The 23412-nt window shown below is 61.0% G+C and carries 26 protein-coding genes and 1 tRNA gene; 11 read left to right on the forward strand and 16 right to left on the reverse strand.

Annotation, left to right across the window (positions count from 1 at the left end):
* Nucleotides 1–51: 51 nt before the first annotated feature.
* The 7 genes from TNEU_RS09450 to TNEU_RS09480 form a co-directional block, all read right to left on the reverse strand.
* The gene (locus TNEU_RS09450; protein ID WP_012351203.1) at nt 52–840 is read right to left on the reverse strand and encodes a type II secretion system F family protein; all 789 of its coding nucleotides are present in this window, start codon (nt 838–840) and stop codon (nt 52–54) included.
* Nucleotides 837–2315, reverse strand: coding sequence for a type II/IV secretion system ATPase subunit (locus TNEU_RS09455; RefSeq protein ID WP_012351204.1), 1479 nt, complete (start codon nt 2313–2315; stop codon nt 837–839). The genes TNEU_RS09450 and TNEU_RS09455 overlap by 4 nt, the downstream gene beginning before the upstream one ends.
* Entirely contained in the window at nt 2288–3034 is a 747-nt protein-coding gene (locus TNEU_RS09460; protein ID WP_012351205.1) for a type II secretion system F family protein, read from the reverse strand. Before TNEU_RS09460 ends, TNEU_RS09455 begins: the two co-directional genes overlap by 28 nt.
* A 29-nt stretch (nt 3035–3063) precedes the next feature.
* Nucleotides 3064–3534 carry a type IV pilin gene (locus TNEU_RS09465; protein WP_012351206.1) on the reverse strand — a complete coding sequence of 157 codons (471 nt, stop codon included), beginning with the start codon at nt 3532–3534 and terminating at the stop codon, nt 3064–3066.
* Nucleotides 3535–3600: 66 nt separating this feature from the next.
* Complete coding sequence (locus tag TNEU_RS09470; RefSeq protein WP_012351207.1) at nt 3601–5412, reverse strand: hypothetical protein; 1812 nt, start codon at nt 5410–5412, stop codon at nt 3601–3603.
* Between the two features lie 27 nt (nt 5413–5439).
* The gene (locus TNEU_RS09475; protein ID WP_012351208.1) at nt 5440–7362 is read right to left on the reverse strand and encodes a hypothetical protein; all 1923 of its coding nucleotides are present in this window, start codon (nt 7360–7362) and stop codon (nt 5440–5442) included.
* On the reverse strand, nt 7359–7757 hold the full coding sequence (locus tag TNEU_RS09480; protein WP_012351209.1) for a hypothetical protein: 399 nt from the start codon (nt 7755–7757) through the stop codon (nt 7359–7361). The genes TNEU_RS09475 and TNEU_RS09480 overlap by 4 nt, the downstream gene beginning before the upstream one ends.
* Before the next feature lie 96 nt (nt 7758–7853).
* Between TNEU_RS09480 and TNEU_RS09485 the strand changes: the two genes are divergently transcribed.
* The 5 genes from TNEU_RS09485 to TNEU_RS09505 all read left to right on the forward strand — a co-directional run bounded on the left by TNEU_RS09485 (nt 7854) and on the right by TNEU_RS09505 (nt 12751).
* Nucleotides 7854–8909, forward strand: a complete 1056-nt coding sequence (locus TNEU_RS09485) for a DUF1646 family protein (protein WP_012351210.1) — start codon at nt 7854–7856, stop codon at nt 8907–8909.
* Nucleotides 8910–9009: 100 nt separating this feature from the next.
* Nucleotides 9010–9207, forward strand: coding sequence for a hypothetical protein (locus TNEU_RS09490; protein ID WP_148682443.1), 198 nt, complete (start codon nt 9010–9012; stop codon nt 9205–9207).
* A gap of 151 nt (nt 9208–9358) precedes the next feature.
* Complete coding sequence (locus TNEU_RS09495; protein WP_012351212.1) at nt 9359–9871, forward strand: DUF996 domain-containing protein; 513 nt, start codon at nt 9359–9361, stop codon at nt 9869–9871.
* A gap of 322 nt (nt 9872–10193) precedes the next feature.
* The gene (locus tag TNEU_RS09500) at nt 10194–11063 is read left to right on the forward strand and encodes a S1C family serine protease (protein ID WP_012351213.1); all 870 of its coding nucleotides are present in this window, start codon (nt 10194–10196) and stop codon (nt 11061–11063) included.
* 629 nt (nt 11064–11692) lie between these two features.
* Nucleotides 11693–12751 (forward strand): encapsulin, encoded by a 1059-nt coding sequence (locus TNEU_RS09505; RefSeq protein WP_148682444.1) that lies wholly within the window; start codon nt 11693–11695, stop codon nt 12749–12751.
* A gap of 87 nt (nt 12752–12838) precedes the next feature.
* Here TNEU_RS09505 and TNEU_RS09510 read toward each other — a convergent pair whose 3' ends face one another.
* Genes TNEU_RS09510 through TNEU_RS09520 form a run of 3 tightly spaced genes read right to left on the reverse strand, consistent with a single transcriptional unit; the run spans nt 12839 to nt 15576 of the window.
* On the reverse strand, nt 12839–14191 hold the full coding sequence (locus TNEU_RS09510) for a bifunctional hydroxymethylpyrimidine kinase/phosphomethylpyrimidine kinase (protein WP_148682445.1): 1353 nt from the start codon (nt 14189–14191) through the stop codon (nt 12839–12841).
* A gap of 16 nt (nt 14192–14207) precedes the next feature.
* Nucleotides 14208–14939, reverse strand: coding sequence for a 5-formyltetrahydrofolate cyclo-ligase (locus TNEU_RS09515; RefSeq protein WP_012351216.1), 732 nt, complete (start codon nt 14937–14939; stop codon nt 14208–14210).
* Complete coding sequence (locus TNEU_RS09520) at nt 14932–15576, reverse strand: hypothetical protein (protein WP_012351217.1); 645 nt, start codon at nt 15574–15576, stop codon at nt 14932–14934. The genes TNEU_RS09515 and TNEU_RS09520 overlap by 8 nt, the downstream gene beginning before the upstream one ends.
* Before the next feature lie 113 nt (nt 15577–15689).
* Between TNEU_RS09520 and cc1 the strand changes: the two genes are divergently transcribed.
* Complete coding sequence (gene cc1 / locus TNEU_RS10345) at nt 15690–15857, forward strand: DNA-binding protein CC1 (RefSeq protein WP_012351218.1); 168 nt, start codon at nt 15690–15692, stop codon at nt 15855–15857.
* Nucleotides 15858–15878: 21 nt separating this feature from the next.
* A complete protein-coding gene (locus TNEU_RS09525) occupies nt 15879–16157 on the forward strand; it encodes an ArsR/SmtB family transcription factor (protein ID WP_012351219.1) in 279 nt (92 codons plus the stop codon).
* On the opposite strand, the gene TNEU_RS09530 is transcribed toward TNEU_RS09525, so the two are convergent.
* The 3 genes from TNEU_RS09530 to TNEU_RS09540 form a co-directional block, all read right to left on the reverse strand.
* A complete protein-coding gene (locus TNEU_RS09530; protein WP_012351220.1) occupies nt 16143–16661 on the reverse strand; it encodes an NUDIX hydrolase in 519 nt (172 codons plus the stop codon). The two genes, TNEU_RS09525 and TNEU_RS09530, sit on opposite strands and share 15 nt — an antisense overlap.
* Before the next feature lie 169 nt (nt 16662–16830).
* Nucleotides 16831–17283 carry a coiled-coil domain-containing protein gene (locus TNEU_RS09535; protein WP_245521959.1) on the reverse strand — a complete coding sequence of 151 codons (453 nt, stop codon included), beginning with the start codon at nt 17281–17283 and terminating at the stop codon, nt 16831–16833.
* Nucleotides 17284–17549: 266 nt separating this feature from the next.
* On the reverse strand, nt 17550–18530 hold the full coding sequence (locus TNEU_RS09540) for a metal ABC transporter solute-binding protein, Zn/Mn family (protein ID WP_012351222.1): 981 nt from the start codon (nt 18528–18530) through the stop codon (nt 17550–17552).
* Nucleotides 18531–18659: 129 nt separating this feature from the next.
* Here TNEU_RS09540 and TNEU_RS09545 point away from each other — a divergent pair.
* The 3 genes from TNEU_RS09545 (at nt 18660) to TNEU_RS09555 (ending at nt 20145) form a co-directional block, all read left to right on the forward strand.
* A tRNA-Ala gene (locus tag TNEU_RS09545) sits at nt 18660–18755 on the forward strand.
* Between the two features lie 30 nt (nt 18756–18785).
* Nucleotides 18786–19817, forward strand: a complete 1032-nt coding sequence (locus TNEU_RS09550) for a sodium:calcium antiporter (protein WP_012351223.1) — start codon at nt 18786–18788, stop codon at nt 19815–19817.
* Nucleotides 19818–19872: 55 nt separating this feature from the next.
* Entirely contained in the window at nt 19873–20145 is a 273-nt protein-coding gene (locus TNEU_RS09555) for a transcriptional regulator (protein WP_012351224.1), read from the forward strand.
* Here TNEU_RS09555 and TNEU_RS09560 read toward each other — a convergent pair.
* A complete protein-coding gene (locus TNEU_RS09560) occupies nt 20069–21013 on the reverse strand; it encodes a cation diffusion facilitator family transporter (RefSeq protein ID WP_012351225.1) in 945 nt (314 codons plus the stop codon). The two genes, TNEU_RS09555 and TNEU_RS09560, sit on opposite strands and share 77 nt — an antisense overlap.
* A gap of 1 nt (nt 21014) precedes the next feature.
* Nucleotides 21015–21764 carry an indole-3-glycerol-phosphate synthase gene (locus tag TNEU_RS09565; RefSeq protein WP_012351226.1) on the reverse strand — a complete coding sequence of 250 codons (750 nt, stop codon included), beginning with the start codon at nt 21762–21764 and terminating at the stop codon, nt 21015–21017.
* 173 nt (nt 21765–21937) lie between these two features.
* On the opposite strand from TNEU_RS09565, the gene TNEU_RS09570 reads away from it, so the two are divergent.
* Nucleotides 21938–22600 (forward strand): queuosine precursor transporter, encoded by a 663-nt coding sequence (locus TNEU_RS09570; protein WP_012351227.1) that lies wholly within the window; start codon nt 21938–21940, stop codon nt 22598–22600.
* On the opposite strand, the gene TNEU_RS09575 is transcribed toward TNEU_RS09570, so the two are convergent.
* Complete coding sequence (locus TNEU_RS09575) at nt 22590–23393, reverse strand: undecaprenyl-diphosphate phosphatase (protein WP_012351228.1); 804 nt, start codon at nt 23391–23393, stop codon at nt 22590–22592. The two genes, TNEU_RS09570 and TNEU_RS09575, sit on opposite strands and share 11 nt — an antisense overlap.
* Between the last annotated feature and the right edge of the window lie 19 nt (nt 23394–23412).

Genomic DNA, 23412 nt, shown 5'->3' on the forward strand with positions numbered 1-23412 from the left:
CGATTGCGGCGCGTTCTCTAAAATATTTTTTGGTGTAGCCTCCTATCCGCACTATATCTTGGTTATGGAATCGAATACTAGGTAGAAGACCACGCCCACTACGGGCGTGTACACCAGCCCTATGAGCGCCATGAGGGTTAGGGGGTCCAGGGCGAGGCCGCCTATCTGCAGTGCGCCGAGTGGGCTGAAGGAAAGCGCCACTATGTAGACCATTATGGGGAGGAGCATGACGGCTACGACGAAGACTTCGAACATTAGGGAGAGTGACCTAACCAGCGACTGGGCTCTGACTTGTTTGGCCCTCAGCATCCAGTCCAGCCTAGCTAGGAGCACCAGGTCGACTCTCTGGGTTATCCTGGCAGCCTTGGTCAACACCTCCACGGTTTCTCTATAGGTGGGGCTTGGGACCCTCGCCGCGCTGTTTCTCAGGGCCTCCTCGGGGCTTGACCCCATGACGACCATCTCCCTCGCCGCCAGGGCGAGCTCTCTAGCTATGTATCTATCGTCCTCCACCTCGGCCAGCCTCGTCACCGCCCTCCCCAGGGGCACCCCCGCCGCGAGAAGCGGGAGGAGGACCGAGAGGGTGTATACGAAGTTGTTCTCGAAGTGGCTACGTCTTGCGGACACTAGGTGTACCGGGTATAGGAGGAGGCCGGCGAAGGCGAGGAGGCCGGCTATCGCCGCGAAGGCGGCCCCCGCGGCTGGCCCCAGGAGGAGCAGGCCGGCGGCCCCGGCCGCGGCTGCGGCGCCGGCGGGGGCGGCCGTCAGCGCGGCTAGGTAGCGGCGGTAGGAGAAGGCGAGGCCGCTCTGTCTATAGAGCTCGTAGAGGAGGCCCCTCATACCGAGCCGGCTCTCACCGCCTCTAGCGCCTTCTGGGGGTTTAGGTGGTACTGGGTGAAGATCTTCGCCACGACGTAGGGCGTCGAGTAGCCCTTCTCCACCATGAGGGCGATGAGCTCCCTCCTCCTGCTGTATTCCTCCCTCAGCTTCTCCAGGGGGACGAAGCGCGTCCTCGATATAGACTCCAGGTGTCTACTCTCCTCCACCTGCTCCAGGAGGTCTCTTTCCGGGTTCCACCGGAAGACGTAGTGTAGCCGGGGCCTCCCGCCCCTCGCCACGCCCATGTTTTCGGCGATCTCCACAGCTCTTCTGACGATCTGGCCGCCCACCTTAACCCTCATGATGCGGACAAACACGTGGGCGAGGCCTATCAACATGGGGGGGACGTGCATCGGCCTGGTGAGGAGGCGCCGCACTGCGTCTTCGATAGTCTCGGCGTGCATAGTGGTGGCCCCCGCGTGGCCTGAGCCGAAGGCTTGGAAGAGGACGTAGGCCTCCTCGCCGCGGATCTCGCCGACTACCACGTAGTCCGGCCGCGACCTCATGGCAACCGCTAGTAGGTCGAAGGCCGAGACGTCTCTCACGCCCTCCCCCCTGGAGGGCCTCGTGAGGAGGGCTTGCCAATGTTCGTGGACTATGTTTATCTCCCTGGTGTCTTCGATGGTGAGGATCTTGGCGTCGGGCCTAATGAGGTATAGGAGGGCGTTCAACAGCGTCGTCTTCCCGGCGCCGGTGGGCCCCACGATCACTATGTTCCTCCCGTAGTCGAGCATAAGCCATAGGTAGGCCACGGCGTCGGCGGAGATGGTGCCCGTCTTCACCATGTCCACCAGAGTTATCGGCGAGACGAAGTACTTCCTTATGACGAAGGAGGGGCCCCTCGGCGATACAGGCGGCGTCGCCAGCTCAAGTCTGTAGCCCTCGGGGAGCATCCCCTCAAGTATGGGGTCGGCGTAGGAGACCGACTTGCCCACCAGGGCGGAGAACTTCTGCACATAGCTGTCCAGCTCCTCCGCCGTGAGGACTATGTCTGTCTTCAGAGACTCCCACCTGCTGTGCCAGATGTACACAGCGCCGGGTCCGTCGACGTGGACATCCTCGATGTAGGGGTCCCTCACGAGGGGGTCCAACACCCCGTAGCCCAGGAGATCCCGCCGCAGGTAGTACAAGAGCTTGCCCCAAGCCCTCTCGTCGACCTTTATCTTAAACTCGGCGGCCGCCCGCCTAGCCAACTCCTCTAGATACTCCACCCGCCTCTCCCGCGCCAGCTTCAACACGCCGTCTCTAACCTCGCCCACGTTTTGCACAGCCCGCTTCAGCCTCTGAAGCGTCTCGGCCTCCTCCTTAGACAACGGCGGCTCCACAGCCCTATACCGCCTAAAGCCGTCTCGATCCACGTACACAATGGCGTGGACCAGCTCGGAGATCTCGTACTCGTCCAAGATCTCTAGTAGCCCATCCACGCCGGCGCCCATAGCCCCACCGCCAGAACCACAGCCCCAACCCCCGCGTGGAGGAGGCCAGCCCTCGCGCTGTTGTAGACAACCCTCCCCACCACCAGCCCACCCACGAGGACTCCCGCAAACCCAGATAAATACAACGCCCGGAGGACCGCAGACCTGTCTAAGACAACCGCCTTGATTCCGCCCTGGGCCGGGGCCGCCGCCGTCAGCTGGGCCAGCTGAGGCAGAAGCATGTAGATCAACACGTCTGTCAACACGGCCAACACGACGACTATTGCGTAATACAGCGCCACGTACGGCCTGAGCTGCGAGGCGACGCTCTGGCGGAACTCCACCACCGTGGCGAAGCTCCTAGCGGACACGTCTAACACCTCGGGAAGCTTGGCGCCGCTACGCGTAGCCTCGGTCACAATAAGGGCAAACCTCCTAAAGTTGGGGGACGGGATCTCCCCCGCCACCCGCCACAGAGCCTCCTCCACCGTAAGCCCCCCCATTTCAGACAGAGTTAGGACGTGCCTGAGCACGTCGGCCATAGGCCTAAGCGCCAGAGCCGCCGCAGACTCCACTGCCCCCCTCAGGCTCAGCCCCGCCGACACGGCGTCAGAAAGCACGCGCAGGACCTGGGGGATCTGCCCCTCCAGCCTGTAGACGTACACAGCCCTGCGCCACCCGCCAAACCCAACCCCCGCCAGAACCAACCCAACCAAGACAAAAACTAGAAAGTCGGACATGTAAAAAAGAAGGCGGCCTTTATATAAGCCTAACTCGCGGTAACCGTAACCGCGAACTCGGTGCCCTTCAACGTCACTATCTTGATGACGTAGTCGTATCCGGCGGTTACGCAACCCGTGGGAATTGAGAACTGCACCTGCTGTAGCTGGCCGGGGTACAACGTAGTTGCGGTGGCCGTTGTAGAGCCCGGCTTGTATACGGTTATACCGCTAGCCAGACACAGCGGGCTTAGGGTGCCTGGCTTTAGCACATATATCGTTGATAGGGTGACGTTGTCTCCGCCGAGGTTGCGTATGTAGAGGACGCCTGAGGCCGCGGATGAGGATAGAGACGCCGCCTCTACCTTCAGCTTTTCTGAGGCGGCCATCTGCTCGGCTTGGCTTGTGGCTTTTGTGACGTAGCCGGCGAACCAGAGGTATACCAACACGGCGCCTATCACCGCCACCACTATCAACAACACGGCGGCGACAATCGGCTCCAAACCTTTCACCTTGTTCATGGGCACAAGAAACGTGCAACCATTTATATTCTGTGGTGGGGGTTCCGTACTACACAGTGAGGCGCGTTAACGCGTTCTTTTCGCCCGGCGTATTGTATACGCCACGGCGACGCCGGCAACCACAGCTCCGACGGCAAGCGCCACCGCAGGCGTCGGATCTAGCGTCCAAACCGCCTCGGCCTCTACCGGCCCCGCCACAGCTATGCTCTTGGTCACAACGCCGTTGATTGCCCACCCGGCGAATGTGTACCTGATGGGGAAGGGGTCCCACACAGCCGTCGGCGCCACCTCCGGCGTTATTGTCGTCCCCACGGGGACCCACTGGGGGGCCGGCGCTGTGCCGTATTTCGTACGTAGCCTTACTAGACACTCCATCGTGTAGCGGGGCGTAGCCGATATGGGCTTTGTAACTAAAACTGTGGCGTTGGGGGACGTGGCGTTTATGCCTACCCAGCCCGCGAAGACGTATCTACAGCCCGGCGGGGCTTGTGGAGCGCCGGCCGATACCGCCACGTGGGATCCGGCTGGGTAGTAGCCGGAGCCTCCCGACACGGAGCCCGGCGGAGCGACGTAGACGTAGTACAGCTTTTTCACGGCGTAGACCGGCTGTTGCGGCCAAACCACCTGGGGGGTATCAACCGAGACCACCACCGCGGTCCCGTTGCCAAGAGTCCCGTTTACAGCCGGCACCGCCCTGTATACTGCGGAGGCATAGAGGGGGCCCGCCACCGTGATCTCCTTCACGACTCTGCCGCCCACGGCCCAGCCCTCGGGCATCAGCCGTATATAGCCGAGGGAGACCTCCGGCGGCGGGGGGACGCGCGTCCCCGCGGGGAGCCACCCGGCGTACGGCTGCGGAGAAGAGAGCTGGACGTAGTACTCCCTCGTGTATACTGCGTAGACGGCGCCCGGCGCGGCTGAACTGCTGTTTAAGACGCAACGGGTCCCGTTTCCAAAGTCCAGAATATGCGGCGGCGAGTAGGGCTCCGACGCCTCCTTGAGCATGCTCCAGACGCCGCAGTTGGTATAAACCGTTAGGTTGACGAGGATGAGGGGTCGGACGCCGGCTGGGGTCTCGTAGGCGATGTTGAGGCTTGTGGACGAAAGCGCCAGGACGGGCCCCCCCACGTGTTTAGAATAGAGGAGCTTATCCCCTCTATACACCTCTATGTAGCCCGTCGATGTTCCATATATGGTGTAGGGGCCGTCTAGGGCGACGGCGGTCTCCTTATCCCCGTCTACGTAGGCGAACCTACAGCCGGGACCCACCGCGAAGGTGTAGGCAAGCCCCACCTTGGCTCTCCTCTGCGCTATCAGCTGAGGCGTGCCCGCGTCTACCCTGTAGAAATACTGCACATCTCCACGTACGACGGAGGCGACGACGCAGTGGGGGCCTGCCGCGGCGCCCGCCGGATCTCCGCCGATTTTTAACACAGAGACGCCGTTAGGCCCGGCGGTAACTACGTCGCCGCTCATATCAAGGACGTAGGCCACGCCGTTTAACATAGACATGGCGTAGGGCGGCGCCTTCAGCTGAAATACATATCTCACGCCCTGTGATATGTAAACTCCAGCGGTCTGGTTAACAGCCGCCACGGTCTGGCAGTCGGTGGCCAAGAGAATAGGCGTAAAATTAAGCGGGTAGAAGGCTCGGAGAGCCCCCCGCGGCGTCACCACAGACACGCCTGCTCCCGTGTAAAACGCAATACATGTGGGCCCGGGGTAGGCCGGCGCGCCCCCCACATACTGAAGCCGCCCATCCATAGAATACACAGAGAAGCCCATATGCGAAAAAACCGCATAGCCAGAGCCGTCGCTGAAGACGTAAACCTGTGCAAAAACCAGGGCAACCCCAGCCAGAACTAAAAGAAGCCTCATACCCATCCCAATGGCCACCCTTAAATACTATGGCACAGGCGCGCCACCGCCGTCGGAGGCGCCCGGCGTGTACCTGCCCACCACGAAATACGGCACACCGCCGCCGGAAGCGGCGCTGAATCTCCAACCGCTCTTGCAACTCCCCGTCTTCCAGTCAAATTTGGAGCAGTAGTAGGCGCCGTCTATAGTCGGTATATATGCATCATTGCCTTTCCCGACGACGAAGATCAACACAGAATCTACATACCCTTCGAAATAGTCGATCTCTATAGAGACGTTACCGCTACCGCAGTTGGCCGAGGTGCTGTCAAAACGAGGCGCCGTCGGATACCACGCGTTTAGGGTCTTTCCGCACATGGATATGTAGACCCCGTCGTCGTGCCAAGCGCCGAAGTTAACATCCCCATCCCAGGGGATGTAGAGTACACCTCTGTATCTAAGGGCGTAGTTAACCCAACCGGAGGAGGTCTGCGGAAGCCACGCCGCGGCCCACTTGGGCGCGGTGTTAACTAAACTCTTAATGGAGAAATACGGCGGTTGTGTGGCGCCAAAGCCGTAGGGGTCTGACTGTGTAGACAGCCAGAAGTACGCCGAGCCCACCGACCAGGTGCCTACGTATTGGTAGCTCTGCCAATTGGGCTGAGTTCCCCACTGGCCTGAGGGGTTGTAGTATATGTCGACTTGTACTCCCCAGTCGCCCCACTGTGGGATCTCGAAGAGGAGGGGGATCTGCGTCGATCCGCACGTAATGTAGAGCGTCGCGGTGGAGCCGGCGATGGAGGCGCTGGGCTTGGCTCTGACTGACGCGTAGACGGGGTATACGCCGGGCTGGAGGGTCGCCGCGGCCGACGAGCCGTTTGAATAGACGGTATAGCTGCCGATGGTTATTTCTAGAGACGAGAGGAAGTTGGGCATGGCTCCAGAGACCGTCACGGTTGCAGGCGCGCCGCTCACAGAGAGCGTTGCGATCTTTTGATTTCTTAGCTCGACGTAGTAGGGCCCCGTGCCGGTGCTCAAAGAGTCTGGGACAAGCACTCCAGGTCTCACAGCTACGGCGGCTCCGCCTTGGTAGGGCCCCCACGCCGCGATCCAGCCGTTGAGCTCGTTGTAGCCGCTTAAGACGCTACCTTGTTCTGCGGTCAGGGTGATGGTGGCTGGACAGCCGCCGGAGGGCGGCGCTGGGGCTGTCTGCGTGGCCGAGGCGTTTATCAGCTGCACCACTATTGGTATTTCCGTTGTCCAGCTGTAGCTGCCGTAGGTCTGCGTAACCACTGCGCCTATTGTGGTAGAGACGAAGGTCGATTTTGCTCTGCACTGAACCGTCCCCAGGCTGTAGACCCCCGCTTGTCCAGGTCCGAGCGAGGTGGGACCGGCGGAGAAGGCGGAGGGGTAGCAGTCGAGTAGGTTGTTGTCGTAGGTCAGCGATATGCTGTATTGGAGGGGCGCCCAGCCTGTTGAGTTGTTGTACGCGTTTAGGTACAGCGCTATGTTGACGACGTCGCCGACTTTTTTCACGAAATATACAGTTCCGTTTGCCTGTAGCCACGTCGCCGTTGGACCAATGTATACATATAGGTAGGCCAGTTGGGCGTTCTGTCTAACGCCTATGTATTTGTATATGCCGGGCTTGTCGGGGCAAAGTATCTGGAACTGATACGGCGAGGGGGGGATCCTCTCGTCTATGTAGACCCCCCCTGTTTTGTTAATCGATATGTAGTAGAGGAAGGGGTAGTTGGGGCCCGCTGCCTGGAGGCGGCATGATTGGCCGTTGTATATCAAGGCCGCCTCTTGGTCTGGCGGAAGTGCGGATTCTCTCACGTACTGCACCCCCTGGAGCGTTGCTTGACGTATTGTCTGGTAGTAGTACAAGACAGCTAGCATAAAGACGGCCATCACTACTACGAATATGGCGAAGGCTGCTACCGTTGATATGCCGCGTGGCGCCGTCATCTCCCCCAGTAGTCGAAGGTCTGGCCTTGTGCTGTAGAGATCCTGTAGCCGGGGTAGCCATATGGCAGAGCGGTGTTTATAGCCGCCAATGTGCCCGGCTCCAGAGATGTAGATGTCGAAGCCGCGGCGGCCACGTTCCCCAGCGCGTCTAGGGCGTAGGCTCCGGCGAAGACGCACCTAACCTTGCCCATGTTGTAGACCCATATGGTGGCCCGGCCGCTGGCGTTGGTAACCGCCACCACTCTCGCCTCGCAGTACTCCCTCGCCTGCTCGGCGACCAGAGAGCTCTGAGTCTGGAAGTACATGTTGTAGAAAACCGAGGCGATAAGCACGGCGAAGGTCACGCTTATCACCAACAGCAGAACTGACGCGATAACTTCCGAAAGTCCATACATAAGTTATATCAACTCTTCAACAAATAAAGTTTTGTGGTGTACCCCGCTGTCTATAGTGAAATGTAACGCTTAAAAATCGATTTTTTACGCCGGGGAATGGAGCTGGTTTTACAGGTGGTGTTTCTCGTCTTGCTTGTGGCTCTTCCCCTGGCCTCTAGGCGGGTGGAGCACAACCTCGAGCTGTTTTTCCTGGGGGTCGGCGTCGTGGCGGCGTCTGTTGGGGGGATCTGGAGCCTGCACCTTCTTGAGGAGGCTCTTCTCCACCCCGTGGCTGTCTACCAGCCGGGGGTCGGCTACGTGCCGGTGGGCATCACGCAGGTTGTTCTTCTGGCCGGGCTGGCCTTCTACCTCTTGAGGCGGAGGCTGGCGGCTTGGGCCGGCGCTCTGGCTAGGCCTGGGGTGCTGGCTGCTTTGGTCCTGGCGCTGGGGCTCTCCAGTAGCGTGGTGTCTGCGGTTGTGGCGGCGGCGGTGCTGGCGGAGCTTCTGGCGTTTGCAAGGGCGCCGCATGGCTACAAGGCGGTTGCGGCTGTGTCCGGCGCATACGCCATTGGCGCCGGCGCGGCTCTACTGCCGCTGGGCGAGCCGCTGTCGGCCATTGCAGTGGCTAAGCTGAGGCAGGGCTTTTTCTACCTCGTGGATGTCCTCCTCGACGTGGTCCTCATCTTGGTGGTCTTCTTCGCCCTGTACACCTACTTCGCGCTGGCGAGGCGGAGGGGCGCCGGGGCGGAGGTGGAGCCGTATGAGCCGGAGCTTAGGGAGGTCTTCGCCAGGGCGGCTAGGGTGTACGTCTTCATCTTCGCCCTGACCATACTGGGCGAGTTTTTCAAGCCGCTCGCCGCCGCCGTCTCCGGACTCGGCAGAGAGGCCCTCTACCTCTTCGGCGCGGTCTCCGCCGTGGCGGACAACGCCACCCTCGTCGCAACTCTGGTGGGCCCCGAGATGGCCCCGGAGGCGCTCCGGAGCTTCCTAACGTCGCTCCTCATCGCAGGCGGCTTCACGGTGCCCGGCAACGTGCCCAACATCGTGCTGGCGGGCGCCCTAAAGATCGGCTTTAGGGAGTGGCTGAGGCTGGCCCTCCCCGTCGGCATCCCCGTGTTTACAGCCGCAGGGCTCTACACCCTGGCCCTCCTCCCACGCCCGCCGCTGTTGTAGGCCCACCGGCGCGCGGTTACATATATATCTCCGTCCGCCACAGGCCTTATGGACGAGTTGAGAAAAGTCAGCTGTTGTGGCGGCTTTTGCCTCTGAGGCTTTGGGGAAGTTGGAAAAGGGGAAGGCGGTAGGCGAAAGAGAGCTTATCTTCCTAGCCCTCTACCTCATCTTGAGGCGGCTGGAGGAGCTGGAGGAAGAGCAGCGGAATACGCTAAACGCCTTCCACCGCCTCGACGAGCTTGTAGACGTAGTGAAGGAGCTGAAGGCGGCGGTGAAAAAGCTCGCGGGCGAGGGTTAGATGACGTAGCGAGGAAGGTCGTCTGTTGTAGCCTTTTGTTGGCGAGACTCGGTGGTTTGCGTCTCTGCTGGACCACAGGCGCCTCGAGGCGCAAGGAGGGGTTCGGCCTTGAAGGGCGGATTACTATATTAACTTACAGTTTTGTGGCCTTATGGATTTGGATCTCGCTAGGGTGTTTGCGGCTGTGGGGGCCTTCTTGGCTGGGGCGGGGGTTGTGTCGAGCTGGGTTGCCACATTGGTGGGTGCGGTTTTGATGTATGTGGGGGTTTTGGAGTTTCTGGGGAGGCTGGGGGACGCCAGGGGGGATGCGTTGAGTTGGCTGGTATACGTAATCGTGGCGTCTCTGGCGTATACTATCGCCTACAGCGTTGCCGGCTTCTCCATCTCGCACCTGCTCTGGGGCACTGGCCTCCACGGCGTTGCGCTTGCCGTGGCCGCCGCCGCTTGGGTGGTGGGTTGGGTTTTCCAGTTGGCTTCTGCATATAGATTTAGGCGTGTCTTAGATACGCTGGCTAGGGGGACCGGGGAGGAGGTTTTTAAAACCGCAGACAAGCTCTACTGGTGGGGGTCCGCGTCTGCGGTGGTAGTCGTGGGGATCGTTCTGCTTTTTGTCGCATATATACTGCTGGGTGTCGGCTTCCTAACCGCGAAAATACGCGGCTGATTAATAGCCTAGAAGCTAAAGGCGCCGCCCCCCAGCCTCAGACCCCGCCGCCTCGGCCCCCATCCTACATGAACCGGGCGTTTGCCGCAGAGTAGTCGATCCCGGGGCGCCGCCCGAAAGGGCATGCCCGACGGCGGGGGCCATCGTTCGACCTGCGCGGGGGTGGGGACCTGGGCGCGCGCCGCCGACTGCTGTCGGCGGTGCTTCGGACAGCTCTGGCGTGGAGCCCGCCGGGAACGTAGGCGGATAGGCGGCTTTTCTGCCGCGGAGGCGGGGGCTGGGTAGGCCCGGGGGTGTTAAATATAAAGGCTCATCTTTGCATATGGATTTGAGCGGCTTAGTGGAAAAGGTTGCCCGCTCTGTCGTGGGCGTTGCGGCGAGGGGGGTTGGGGCTGTCGGCGAGGGCTTCGGCTCCGCCTTTGCCATAGACCGGGGGGTCTACGCCACTGCATACCACGTCGTGGCGCAGGCGGGTGAGGTGGCGTTGATCACCCCCGAGGGGGAGGTGGCTGACGCCGTGGTGGCGGCGGCGGACCCCGCCGAGGATCTGGCCATACTCTACTCCGACCTCTACGCCGTTCCGCTGTCACTAGGGAGCGCGCTGAGGCTGAGGGTCGGGCAGGGGGTAGTCGCCGTGGGCTTCCCCCTAGCCCTCCTTGACAAGCCCACTGCGACCTTCGGCATCGTAAGCGCTGTGGGGAGGAGCTTGAGGGCTGGCGATAGGTTTTTCGAATACCTCGTCCAGACAGACGCGGCGATCAACCCCGGCAACTCGGGCGGCCCGCTCGTGAACCTCTCCGGGGAGGCGGTGGGGGTCTGCTCGGCCGTAATCGCCGGGGCCCAGGGCCTGGGCTTCGCGGTGCCTATAGACCTAGTCAGAATCATGTACCAGATGGTGAAGAGATACGGGAGATACGTAAGGCCGGCGCTCGGGGTATACGTCGTTGCGTTGAACAAAGCTCTGAAGGCCCTATACGGCCTCCCCACAGACAGAGGGCTTCTCGTCGTTGACGTCGTGCCAAGCTCGCCGGCCGAAGAGATGGGCATCGCCCGAGGCGACATCTTAACCAAGGTCGACGGCCGCGAGGTGGCCAACGTCTTCGAACTCCGCCTGTTGATAGGCGAAGCGCTGATCCAGGGCAGAACCCCCAGGATAGAGGTCATCAGAGGCGGAAGGAGGATAGAGCTCTAACCGCAGACGCCGACGGCGCGGGGAACACCGGCGTGCAGCACCACGCCGCTCTCACACAGGCGTGAGCAGAGCCGTGGCTCACCGGCGTAGCGGCTCCTGCCGCTGGAGACAGAGGCCGGCATTGGATACGCCGAAAACGGGCAGACGCCCCCGAAGGGCCAATGAAGGGCATCCGAAGCCCCCAGCCTGCCGCTCAGGCGGCGTCCGCATCGACTTGAAAAAGGTTTCAGCAAAAGAAGGAGTAAAAACACACTTGTTGTCCCACTGCTCAGCTTTTGTGTATTGGTGTAGGCGCTTGTCGTAGTTGACGTGAATCGTCTCGATCCAGGCGTCTACGGCCCACCGTAGCGGCATGATCGTTAAGCGGGTGGGTTCCGACAGTGGCGCGAAATATCGTGAGTCTGCGCCACTTCGCTGTGTGGCGGAGCCCGCGCGGCGGCCGACGTAGCCATGTCGGGACTTGTGCTGTAACGAACCGCCGTGCTCCTCCCTTCTTCCTCGGTGGGATACCTCCTTTTCCATTATTTGGCGCCGCCCTCTGGCGCTTTAGACGGGGGTTGTTGTAGAATTAGAATCTAGGTTTTTGATGTGTTTCTGTTGTGTATTTATATATGAGACCTAACACTGTCATGGTGTTTTCGAAAAACCCTGTTGACGTCGTTAGAGAGAAGAAGTTCGACTCTCTGGAGGTTGCTGATGCCCTGCGTCTGGCCATAATCGCGGAGCTCGACGCCATCAGCCTATATCTACAGCTGGCTAAATACGTAGAGGACGAGAGGGTGAGGAGGGTTTTTGAAGATGTTGCTAACGAGGAGAAGACGCACTTCGGCGAGTTTCTCGCCTTGCTGAAGGCCTACGACCCCGCGCTGGCTGGCGAGCTAAAGGCCGGCGCTGGGGAGGTGGAGAAGCTCACCGGTATAAAAAGCGGCGACCCCCCGGGGGACGGGGGGAATAGAGCGGGTGAGGCCGGCGGGGGCGGTTGGGTTGTGAAATTCGTGGAGGGGGTGAGGGGGGCCGCGGCGTCGTCTAGGAGGTTTAGGAGGTACCTCCAGACTATCTACGTGGGGAGGGACGCGGATGCCGTCGGCGTCGAGGCGGCGGGGGCGCAGGGGTCGTTGGAGAGGGCTGTCATACCGCTGAGGGAGGTCAGGCTTAGGTTTACTATCTCCTACCGGGGGCTTGAGGAGTGGCTTTCGAGAGGCGGCGCGTTTCCCGGAGAGGAGGCCGCGGCTAGGTTCGCCTACATGGAAGACGCGGCTGTGGCTGAGGCGTTGCTCAGGGGCGCCGGCAGAACTCTCGAAGCGTCTAGCTGGGAGAGGCCGGGGTCCGCCACCGCGGAGGTGGCTAGGGCTGTGGCTGAGCTGTACCGGGCCTACGTCCCAGAGCCCTACGTCCTCTTCGTGAGCCCGGGGAGATACGCCAGACTTGTGGTGGTGGAGGAGAGGACAGGCGTCATGGAGCTCACCAGGGTGAAGTCCCTGGTGAGGGAGGTGGCGGTGATCCCGCAGCTGGAAGACGGCGTTGCCCTCCTGCTCTCCGCAAGCCCCGCCGTGGTAGACATCGCAGTGGGCGTAGACACAGAGGTTGTCCATCTGGGCCCCGACGAGGCGGGCCACAGCTTCCTCCTGAGGGAGACTCTTGCTGTTAGGATTAAAAAACCTGAGGGTGTTGTTGTGCTTAGGGGATAGGGCTATTTCTCAGGTTGCTTCTTTTTCTCCTCTGTCTTCTTTGGGGGCGTGCACATGCCCGTGACCCCCATCTGTGTATTTAAAGATTTAGCGTATGAGTCGAAGGACCTTCTCTACCACCTCCCTTGGGGTTTTCCCCAGTACGGTTATGATGGGCTCCTTGCCCCAGTCTCCCCAGTCCACTATTAGGTCTGGCGTTTTTCCCCCTGTCTGTCTATAGGCCTCTTCGATGATCCACTGCATGGTGGCTCCCTCTCTCTTCTTGACGTCCTCCGGCTCCCTCCTCCTGTCTACGTAGGCTATTGTCATGCCTAGGCTCTTCGCCTTCTCTATGTACGCCGCGTCTAGCCTTATGTTCATGGCCGACCTGGCCTGGGGGTCTTTCGCCAGCGCCGCCAGTATCTTCCTGGCTATGTGGTCGCTTGCGCCGAAGGCGGGCGGGCCGGAGGGCTTGGCGCGGCCCATGTAGTTCACTATCCTCCCGGGCACCGCGGCGACGTCTTCTCTCGTCGTGGCGTAGCGGGGGTCTATGGCGTATCCTATGTTCGTCTGCACCTCGGGTATGGCCTTTGCAAAGACCTCGGCTTGCCTCTCCACGGCCTCTAGGGCCTCCCTCAGCTCCTCCAACGTCCTCCACCTCTCCGCCGGCATCTCTAGCCAGGCCATGGGGTTGACGGGCCAGTGGCCCTTTCCCCTGGCCACCCCGTATCTGATGGCCATGTAGATGAAGCGCTTTGCGGTCTTTATGGCCTCCAGGGGGGGTAGGCCCTTGGCGAGCCCCGCGGCTATGGCGGCGGAGTAGGAGCAACCGGTTCCGTGGGTCGCCCGCGAGTCTAGGCGGGGGGTCGCCAGCTCGTGGAAGGTGCCGCCTATGTACACCACGTCGACGGCCTCCGGGGCGTCTAGGTGGCCTCCCTTGACCACCACCACCTCTGTGCCGAACTCCCTGTGTATGACCTCCGCGGCTCTCCTCGCCTCCGCGACGCTGGTTATCTTTATGCCGGTCAGCTTCTCCGCCTCGTGTCTATTGGGCGTGACTACCTTCGCCACTGGGAGCAACCTCCTCTTGAGGGTGTCTACGGCGTCTTCAGATATCAGCGGAGCGCCCGACTTCGCGATCATTACGGGGTCCACCACCAGGGGGAAGCCCAGCTTGGAGACCGTGGCGGCCACCTCCTCGATTATTTCTCTTGTCCCCAGCATTCCGGTCTTGCCCGCGTCTATGCCCATGTCGTCCCAAACCGCCAGTATCTGCGCCTTCACGAGCGGCGGCTGGAGGCACTGGGCCTCCCTGACCTCGTATGTGTTTTGTGCGGTTACGCAGGTCAGCGCCGTGGTGCCGTGGACCCCCATCGCCGCGAAGGTCTTCACGTCTGCGTGTATCCCCGCGCCGCCGCCTGAGTCTAAACCGGCTATGGTCATCGCCACCCTCCAAGACATAACGACTTTTTCGAGTCTAGATAAAAACGTTTTTTCTGCGTATTTCGGAGAGGAGCGGGATTTCTCTCAGCATATCCTCCGTGACGTACTCCCAGTAGATGCCGCTGGGCTTCGGGTCCGCCCTTCTGACGAAGATCGTTTTCGTAGGGGTGGCTACGACGTCCACGGGCAGGTCGAAGGGCTCCCTGGGTATGTCGTCTTCCACCAGCTGCACGTCGTGGACGGTGGTGGCAACTGGGGTGCCCTCGCCCGCCTTGCCGAAGGCCGTCAAGATCCCCCACTCGATTTCGGCGTAGCCGTGGGACTTGCCGACCCTTCTGCCGGTCCTCGGGTTCACCGCCACCGACCCCACAACGACGAGGTCTACCCCCGGCAGATGCCAGGGCTTCACGGGCCTCCCCCACTTGAAGGCGCCCGCGATCGTCGACGCCTCTCTATACGCTTCCCTCGGTATAGAGCGTGGGTCGAGGAGGAGGAAGCCCTCTCTTATCCTAGGCGTAGGCATCACCACTGTTTTGCCGGCGGCTAGGGCCGCCTCGCGGCAGGGCCTCTGCGGCGCGTCGGGGTTTATCTTCACGACGGCTGCGTCGGCGAATTGGCCTAGTCGTGTCAGGTTCTGGCAAGCCCTCTCAGCCCCCTTGAAGTTGGGGATCCTCCCGTAGACGGGGCGGGGGAAGGAGGCTATGTCCCTCTCCTCCATGAGGCGCCATATCCGCTCTCTGATGCTCCTCTTCACCTCCTTAGCCATTGCCTCTGGCTACGGCGGCGATGGCCGGGGCGGGGGCAAGCCTATAGAGGGGGACGGGCGGTTGCAGGTAGAGGTCTAGCGGGGTATCGACGGCGGCCCCCAGCCTTATGGAGTATATGGCCTCCGCCTCGTCTAGAAGCTTGGCCACGGCCTCTCTAAAGGCGTTGGAGCGGCCCGGCAGAGAGACCGCCACCGCCCTATACCTCCCGGCGCGGCCCTCCACCTCTATATACACCCCCGGGGCTCTGGAGGAGGCCGGCCTTCTGCTGTACGCCGCCTCTATGTGTGCCGTGCAGTAGGCGCATCTCGCGGCGTATGTGGATACGGCGGCGTGGAGAGACGGCGTCAGCTCCCTCCAGAGCCCCCTTTTGGCGAAGCCGTGGAAGAGGTCTAGGCCGTCCCCAAATCTGAAGCCCCCTCCGGCGTATTCCACGCGGCGTGGGGGGCCGACGGCGATGTAGAAGGCCAAGCCCTCGGGCTTGACGGGGCGCCTCTCTAGGTACACCCCGGCCCCCCTCTTCACCAGGAGGTAGCGGCCGGCGCAGCTATCACGCGTAAACGCCGGCGCGGCCCCAACGAGCTTTATACATCCCTCCTCCAGCGGCAGAGCCCCGTATCGTTGTGTAAGAACTATCACGTCTTCTGCCGGATGTGGAGATATATAGGCTGTGGATATTTGCTCGGGCGGCTCTGTTTCGTATTTTCTTAAAATAGCCGACGTCTTTTTAAAGAGGTGGCGGGGGTGTGGGCATGAAACACAAGCTGAAGTTCTACGATATAAAAGCCAAGAAGGCGTTTGAGACTGACCAGTACGAGACTGTGGAGAAGCAGACCGCCAGAGGGCCGATGATATTCGCCGTAGCGAAATCCCCCTACACAGGCATAAAAGTATACAGACTAATCGGCAAGAAGAAATAAACAACCCCCCTTTTTCCCCCCGTGATCGACCTAGTTTTGGGGTCCCCCACCAGGATCAAGATCGTGATGGCGCTGTGGCTCTTCGGCGAGATGAACATGTCCGAGCTGGCGAGGAGGGTGGGCGCAACTCAGGAGGCTGTGTCGGAGCAACTGGAGCAGCTGGTGAAGTACGGGGTGGTGGAGGTGAAATATGTGGGCCGCGTGAGGCTGTATAAGCTGTCTAGCGACCCGGCTATACGGCGCCTAGCCGAGGCGTTTGTGGAGGCTGAGGGGGCGCTCGCCGCCTCAGGCCCTCAGTAGACCCCTCTTCCAGGCGACGAGGGCCGCCACGATGGTCTTGCCGTCTTTTATCTCGCCTCTGTCGACCATCCCGAGGAGCTCCGCCGGCTTCACCTCCACCACCTCCATGTCCACCTCCCCGGGGTCCCGCCCCCCAACGCCGACGTGCTCCAGGGCGTCGGTGTAATATATCCTGATAAGCTCGTTGGAGACGCCGGGGGTTGGGTGGAAGTCGAGGAGGTGCTCCAGCCTAAGCGGTCTGTAGCCGGTCTCCTCCACCATCTCCCTCACGGCGGCCTCGCCGGGGTCCTCCCCGGGCTCCAGCGTCCCCGCGGGCACCTCCAGCGTCCACTGGCCCAGCGCCCCCCGGAACTGCTTAACCAACAGCACCTTGCCGCCGTTGAGGGCCAACACCGCCACCGCCCCCGGGTGGACGAGGTACTCGCCCCACACAACGCCGCCGCCGACCTGCCTCGCCCTTCTCACGAGCGTGAACTTCCTCCCCCTGTAGATCACCTCCTCCATGCGCCACAGCTAGAAACGCCATAAAAACTTTGATAGGCCACGGGGGAGCTGTACGGAAGTCCAAACTGCGGAGGGCCACGCAGACCGCCTAGAACTTATCGAAATGCCCGGGAACCGGCCGCAGTCACAAGACGGCGGGGGCGGGTCCGCGGAGAAAAACGGCAGTCGGCTAGGTCTGCATAGTCTTCAGCAGCTCCATTAAGAGGCGCTGGATCTCCAGAAGGGTCTTCTGCACGTCGTCTATACGGGCGCTTAGGGCGTCAATCCGCCTGTTTGTCTCATCAATTCTCCTGCTTAGGCTCTCCGCCACCGTGTCTATCCGCTTGTTTAGGCTGTCTGCCAGCGCGTCAATCCGCTTGTTGGTGTCCTCGATCCGCTGGCTTAGGGCATCAATCCGCATACTAAAGATCTCCGCCACCGCGTCAATTCTCTGGTTTGTGGTGTCGATTCTCTTGTTTGTCTCGTCTATTCTCTTGTTCATTTCCTCCATCCTCTGCTCCAACCGCGCTATTTCTCCTCTTATCCCTCCCAGCTCGTTTACGATGGTGCCGAGGTATAGGAGGGAGATGTCCTTCGTGGTGAGCTTTTTGCCCTCTCTTAGCTTCTCCACTACCTTGTCCACGGCTGTTCTGAGATCCTCCTGCGCAACGGCGCCATGGAGTCCATAGCACACCCCCCACGGCCACATATAGACATAACGCCAATGAGGAGGCGGGAGGCCGCCTTTATATGCCGCTGTATGAGGCTGAGGGTTGGTAGCGTAAGTAGATGGCTCTGGAGTGGGGCTGGTCTCTGGTGGGGCTTGAGGGTGTTGCCCGGGCTGTATTATCTGCAGTAGCTTCACGCACGTGGGCGAGGAGAACCTGTGCCGGGTACGGAGGAAAAAGCCTATTGTTTTTTCCACCTGAGGAGGAGTAGAACTGCGAGTAGCACGATGGCTGTGGCGGCTACTGCGATTGGGATAGTCGGCTCTGGGCCGGCGGCTGTGTGCGCCGTCTGGGTAGCCTCTGTGTTCTGTTGCGTTGTTTGTTTGGCTGTGGTTTCGGTGGCCGTGGGCGTTTGGGCGGCCGCTATTTGTCTGACCGCGGCTTCTAGGGTCTGGATGTAGTTTTTGGAGAAGTCTGCCGTGATTATGTTTGGGTTTATTCCGGCTTCCTGGGCCTTCTGTCTAAACTGGTCTACTATGCGTAGAGCTTCTCCGCGCACTACGGCGGCTAGGACTGGGGCGCCCTCTTTTGCGTATTGGAGGGCCTTCTGGAGGTCTTGCGGGGTGGGTGGCACGCCTGGCTCTTTGATGAGGACGGCTATGTCTCTGTATCCAAGCCAGTAGAGTATATACTGCGCGGTTGGCGTCAGGGCCACGGCTTTTCCACTGAATCTACAGCAGTATGTCGAGTTGAGCTCCCGTAGCTTCTGTAGGAAGGCCAGGTCCGGCCTTAGCCCGGTGGCGTTTGCCACGGCGGCTACCAGCCTGAGGACGTTGGGCGGGTATATGCCGTGGTCGTGGGGGTTCACCGCTCCGTTGTCGTATGTTAGATACTGCTGGATTTTTGTGAGGTCTATGACCTTGGCCTTTATCTGGCCGTCTCTAGCCATCTCGGCTATCTTCTGCTCAAAGGGGGCGTGCATGGAGAGGACGACGACGTCGCGTGGGGTGAGGCTACTGAGCATCTGCAGATCTTCAGCCGTCAGCTGGTACTCATGTGGGTCCGATGCTCCCTTTGTGATGAGGACGACGTCTGCGTTTGGAAAAGCCTCGCTGAGCACGACGTTGTATGCGGGAAACGATACCACTATCTTGGTCGTCGTCTGGGCAACCGCCGCGATGGCCAGCAGGGCGGCCGCCAGGTAGAGAGTTTTCGCCGCCATGGCGGTAGGATCGTGTGGGATATTTAAGCCTTGTGCACGGCACTGGTGTAAATCCTCTGTTATTTCAACAGCGCTGTGCACAGCATGTGAAGCACGAAAAAGTTATTAACCTCTGCATGTTGGTGGCAAGGGCCGGTAGTCTAGCGGAAGGATGCCCAGGGGGTCTGCCCCCGCGTAGGCCTCGCGCGCGGGAGATCCCGGGTTCGAATCCCGGCCGGTCCACCAACCTTTTAAACCGCCTCTTTGCGCGGCTCTATGGCAGAGGTCGGAGGATCCGGACCTGGTCACGCCGCCGAGGTGTCTCTGGTGCCGTCTATTGGACCTCTTGGCGTCGTCGTCGGTATTCTGCTGACGGTACTCGCCGGCTTGTTGATCGAGCAGCTGGTGCACTACATGTCTTGGAGGTATAGGCGCGCGGCGGTGGGGGTCGCCGCCATCTTCGCCCCCATCATAACCTCAAGCCCCGAGCTGGCCGTCTTCACCGTGGCGCTTCTGCGGGGGCAGGCGGAGATCGCCTGGGGGTCTATTGTGGCTCAGCCGTTTATGGCGGCTACCGTGATCTACCCCGTCGTCATTTTGACGAGCATAACGGCGTGGGCCCTGGGGAGGAGGAGGTACAAGCTTCCGCATGTCCACCGTATTGTGGCCGTCCCCCTGCTTGTGTTCACCATCCCCCTCTTGCCCATCTTGTTTCTCCACCCGGAGCGCTACGGCGTCTTCGGCAATTTGTATGGGGTCTTCCTCCTCGTCCTCTACTTCCTATACGCCAAGTTTATGCTTAGGGAGGAGGAGGTGGAGAAAGCCGGCGTCTCCCTCTGGCTTAGGAATCCGTTGGCGCAGACTGGGGTGGCTCTTTTGGCGATGGCGTTAGGCGCCGAATGGCTCGTGGGAGGGATAAAGGAGCTGGGGGCCGCCGCCGGGCTAGACAAGCTGGCCCTCTCCATAATCCTTGTCCCCATCGCCACGGTGGTGCCGGAGTCCATCGTGGGGCTTATCTTCATAGCCAAGGGTAAGGACGACGAGGGGGTCAGCGTAATCGTTGGGGAGAAGGCGCTCTACAGCACCTTCTACCCCGGCCTCGCCATGGCGCTTGGGGTCTATACCCTTGAGGAGGCGGCAGCCACGGCCCTCACTCTGTCAATCGTGGTATCTATATTCGAGGTGGTGGCGATCTGGTTCGGATACTTCGGTCTCACTGCTCCAATAGGCCTAGCCGGCTACCTCTACTACGTCCTCTGCTATACTCTACACCAGAGCTGTCCGCTCTGGGCGCCCACGCCGTCTTAACAGCCTGAGAGCAACATAACCCTTAATGTATATATAGCTGGGGGTTTTTGTGGCCATGCATAGAGATAAGGCTGTGGGTTTGGGGCTTGTTGCGGCTGGGATTGTCGGCATTGTGTTGTACGGCTGGCTTGTCTTCTTCTCGCCCTGGCAGTTGTTTATCCTCCAGCTGACTGCCTTCGCGGCTGTGGCCGCCGTTTTGGGGATACTGGCGTGGGTCGGCTACGCCCTCGCCACCACCCCGCCGCCGAAGCCTATCGAGGAGATCGAGAAGGAGGTCCAGAAGGCTCTTGAGGAGATCGAGAAGCAGCTGAAGGAGTCTCCTCAGTAGTTTTTTGTGGCTCCACGTGTATTACCACTTCTCCCCCAAGCTCCTTCCTGAGGGTTTTCTCCACCTGGTCCGCTATCTCGTGTGCCTCTTTAACCGTTAGGTTTTCGTCTACCGTGATTGTCAAGTCGGCGTGGTAGACGCTTCCCGATTTTCTAACTTTTACGGATTTGACGGACTGTACCCCGTCGACTCCGAGGGCGAGCTGGCGGGTTCTCGCGACGACGTCTGGCGGGGCGTAGTCGAGTAGCTCCACCACTGAGGTCTTGAGCAAGGATAGGCTTAGCCTTGTGAAGTAGGCCGTTATCGCGGCGCCAAGGGCGACGTCTACGGCGGGGCCCCATATGGCGAAGGCCTCCGGCGCGTGGGAGGCGGCGGCTGCTCCTAGGAGGAGCGCGGCTAGTATCGTTGCTGAGGATGCCAGGTCTGTGGAGAAGTGGAGGGCGTCTGCCTCAAGCGCTCTGGAGACGCCTCTGAACCTGCGCAACACCAGCACCCTGTTGAGGTCTATCGCCATGGCGACTGCCATCACGGCGGCTCCGAGGAGGGTCGGCGTGTAGGGCTCCCAACGCAGGAGCTTGGTAAAAGCCTCGTAGGCCACTAAGGCTGCGGAGGCCATTACCGCTAGGGAGCCGCCTATTCCGCCCAGCGTCTCCGCCTTGTGGTGGCCGTAGGGGTGCTCCTCGTCGGGGGGCTTTAGGCTGGCTTTGACGGCGATGTAGGTGACGGCCACCGCAAGTAGGTCGACGGCTGAGTGGGTTGCGTCGGCCAGAACAGCTACTGAGGAGCTCTGTATCCATGCAACGATCTTGAGCGCGGTTACCGCGAGGCCGGCCAGGAGGGATGTAAGCGCCGCCTTCGCCTTGTCCATATCACCTCCTGGCGAGGCACCTCTCCGCGGCGGCTTTGAGCTCCTTCGCCAGCGCGGGGTTTTTCATGAGGGATGTGCCCACTAGGACCCCCCTCGCATATAGGAGGCAGGCCTTCTCCACCTCCTCCGGCCTTGAGATGCCGCTTTCTATTATGTAGTCCACGTCTCCCCTCAGCGACTTAGCTATGTCGAAGGCCCTGGTTAGGTTTGTCTCAAGCGTGCGGAGGTCTCTGGCGTTTATCCCGATTACGACCCTTCCGCCCCAGGTGGCCACCTCCCTGGCGTCTTGCGCGTTGTCCACCTCCACAAGGGGGGTGAGGCCCAGCCTCTGGGCGTATTCGGCCAGCTCCATGGCCTTTTCCCTTTCCACCAGCCGGTAGATTATGAGGACGGCGTCAGCGCCGTAGCCGTACGCCGCCTCTATCTGCCTCCTATCGATCACGAAGTCTTTCATGAGGACGGGCTTGAAGGCCTTGGCGATGGGGATGAAGCGGTAGTCCCCGAGGAACCAGAAGGGCTCTGTTAAGACGGAGAAGGCTGAGGCGTAGCTGTGGAGCTCCGCGAAGTAGGCCCAGGGGGGGAGGTCCAGCCTTACCACGCCGCGGGGCGATGCGCGTTTGTACTCAGCTATTATGCCGAAGTCCCCGACGGCCTTCGTGAAATCGACGAGCGGCGCCGTTCTCTGAGGGGGAGAGGGCTCGGTGGAGAGCCGTAGCTCCACGGTTTTTTTCACGGCAACTAGGAAGTCCACGGGCTGTACAAACACCTCCCTTAAATTCTTGCTTTCCTTCCAGGCGCGTACCACCTCCCTCCGCTAATGTGTGGGGACTTCCGCCGCCTCGCCGCGTCTCTATAGACGTTGTGTGTCGAGCCGTGGAATCCCTCTTCTCCACCAAGTTTTTATCCGGGTCTGTGCGGCGGGGTGTGTTCGCCATACTTCAGGCGTGGGCGTACGGGGTGGCGCTGTATCTAATCTACCTGACGCTTATTAGGCTGTGGAGAGAGAGGATAGACGCGGTGCTTGTAGGCCTCTTCTTCGGCACGCTTACGGCGGCGCAGTTTATCGCCAACAAGCTTGTGGACTACGGCATTGGCGTGGCCCCCGCCGGCACCGTCATCTTCATGACTAACGTCGCCGTGTTGGACGCCATGGCGCTGTTCTTCGGCAGGGGGTTCGCCATGAGGGCCGTGAGGCTCGGCTTCTTCTTCCAGGCGGCGGTGGCCTTCGCCGCCTGGGCCGCCGCACAGCTACCCCCGCCGGCGTGGTTCGCCGAGAGAGCCGCCGTGGTGGACTCGGTAATTGCCCCCTCCGCCAGGATTGCGCTTGCCTCCCTCGCCGCCTACCTCATATCCTCCACCGTGGACGTCTACATCGTCACCAAGTGGCCCCGCCTCCACATACTCGCCAGGGTCTACAGCTCCTCCTTCGTGGCGATGGCGGTGGACACCCTGGTCTTCATCTCGCTGGCCTTCGGCCCCGAGGCGCAGATCATAGTGGGCCAGATACTTGTCAAGTGGGCCCAAGTCCCGCTTGAGGCGCTTCTCATCTACGGGGCGAGGAGGTACGTCGCGTCGCTTAAGGCGTAAGTATTTTTGCGAGTCCGCCGGCTATCGCCAGAGCTCCCACGGCTATGTTCACCAACGCCACGTGTCTGCTTTTCGCGAACTGGAGCAGTGCCCTTATCGTAGCGAGGCTTACCACGAGGCCTACGGCCATGGCTGTGGCGGCCTCCGGCGTCGCGACCGCGTTTCCCTCTGAGAGGTAGGCGAGCGCCGTTGCGCCTAGGCCCGCGATTGGGACTAGGACGAAGGATGATTTGAAGGCCTCGTCTGGCCGATATCCCAGCAACAGCAACGTGGTTGTGGTTATGCCGGAGCGGCTTACGCCGGGTAGAACCGAGAGGGCTTGGGCTAGGCCGACCAACGCCATGTGGCTAAGCGGCATTTCGCCGAAGGTTTTTAGCCCAGCCGCGGCGCGGGCCCTCTGGAGGATGGCCGCGTTGAGGATTACGGCGAGGCCCAACGCGATCATGAGCCAGCCGGCGCTTGCGCCTAGGAGGAGGTAGCGCTTGGCCGCTAGATAAAGCGGTATCCCCACCGCGCCCGTCACCGCCGTGGTGACCACCACGTATTTAAGCCACCTCCTTCCCTCGGCGTCTCCCAGGAGCCCCCGTAGGATCTCCAGATAGACGCCTCTGAAGTATATCAAGGCGGCTAAGACCGAGGCGGCCTCGAGGAAGAGCCCCAGGGAGTAGGCCAGCTCAGGCCCCGCGCCTAGGAGAACTTGAGAGGCGAACATTATCTGCGTTTTGCTACTTATCGGCAACCACTCGGCCACTCCCTGAATCACCCCGAGGACAAGGGCGGCCAGGAGGTCCATGGGGCTGTACTTTAAAATC

Origin of the sequence: Pyrobaculum neutrophilum V24Sta, assembly GCF_000019805.1 — an archaeon.
In the GTDB taxonomy this organism is placed as follows: Archaea; Thermoproteota; Thermoprotei; order Thermoproteales; family Thermoproteaceae; genus Pyrobaculum; species Pyrobaculum neutrophilum.